The organism is Pseudomonas emilianonis (assembly GCF_023072625.1).
Lineage (GTDB): Bacteria > Pseudomonadota > Gammaproteobacteria > Pseudomonadales > Pseudomonadaceae > Aquipseudomonas > Aquipseudomonas paraveronii.
Genome location: NZ_JAKNRV010000665.1, coordinates 1 through 1,330, shown reverse-complemented (window position 1 = coordinate 1,330; position 1,330 = coordinate 1). Strand labels below are relative to the sequence as shown.

1 protein-coding gene and 1 pseudogene are annotated in these 1,330 nt (G+C 65.3%); both read left to right on the top strand.

The window, feature by feature from the left end; genetic code table 11:
* Positions 1 to 352, top strand: a pseudogene (locus L9Z73_RS30675) (acetyl-CoA C-acyltransferase); the annotation flags it as partial.
* Between the two features lie 43 nt (positions 353 to 395).
* A partial coding sequence (locus tag L9Z73_RS30670) for an acyl-CoA dehydrogenase family protein (RefSeq protein ID WP_247408711.1) occupies positions 396 to 1,330 on the top strand: 935 nt, incomplete at its 3' end.

The following is a 1,330-nucleotide window of genomic DNA, read 5'->3' as shown; positions in this document are numbered from 1 at the left end:
GGTCGGTGTGGCGCCGGAGTTCATGGGGATCGGCCCGGCACCGGCGATCCGTCTGCTGCTGCAGCGCAGCGGGTTGAGCCTGGATGAGATCGGTCGTTTCGAGATCAACGAAGCGCAGGCGGCCCAGGTATTGGCGGTGGCCCAGGAACTGCAACTGGACAGTGCCCGGCTCAACGTCCAGGGCGGTTCGCTGGCGATGGGGCATCCGCTGGCCGCCACCGGCCTGCGCTTGGTCATGACGCTGTCCCGGCAATTACGCCAGCACAACCTGCGCTACGGGATTGCCGCTGCGTGTGTCGGCGGTGGGCAGGGCATGGCGTTGTTGATCGAGAACCCGGCCTATCGCGGTTGAGCGTTCAACGGTGTAACTCCTTTTTTATTCGATGAGGTTTGCCATGTGGAGCTATCAGGCGCCGCTGCGCGATATGCAATTTGTGCTTGAACATTGGCTGCAAGCCCCCCAGGCGTGGAGCCAATGTTCGGCGTTCGAGACGTTGGACATGTCACTCGCCGTTCAGGTATTGGAGGAAGCGGCGCGCTTCAGTCAGCGGGTGCTGGCGCCTCTGAACGGCAGCGGCGATCGTCAAGGCTGTCGCTGGAACGCCGGCCAGGTCAGCACGCCAGATGGTTTCGCCGAGGCCTATCGCGCCTATGTCGACGGTGGCTGGCCGGCCTTGGCGTGCGCCGAAGGGCAGGGCGGCCAAGGGTTGCCGCAACTGCTCGACGCGGCGCTGCAAGAGATGCTCTACGCCAGCAACCATGCGTGGGCCATGTACACCGGGATCGCCCACGGCGCCTACCTCTGCCTCAAGACCCACGCCGCGCCCTGGTTGCAGGCGCGCTACTTGCCCGAGATCGTCAGCGGGCATGCCTTACCCACCATGTGCCTGACCGAGCCCCAGGCCGGCAGCGATGTCGGGCTGCTGCGGTGTCGCGCGACCCCTGAGGGCGACGGCAGCTATCGCCTGCAGGGCAGCAAGCTGTTTATCTCCGGTGGCGAGCACGACCTCACGGCCAATATCCTGCACCTGGTGCTGGCGCGCCTGCCCGATGCGCTGCCGGGCAGTCGCGGCATTTCACTGTTCCTGGTGCCCAAGCTGCTGGACGATGGCCAGGCCAACGGTGTGCATTGCGACGGCATTGAACACAAGATGGGCATCAAGGGCAGCGCCACGTGCTCGCTGGTGTTCGACGGCGCCCAAGGCTGGCTGATCGGCGACGCCAATCGCGGTTTGGCGGCGATGTTCGTGATGATGAATTCGGCGCGCCTGCATGTCGGCCTGCAAGGCCTGGGGCATGTCGAGGCGGCTTGGCAGAACGCCCGCCAATA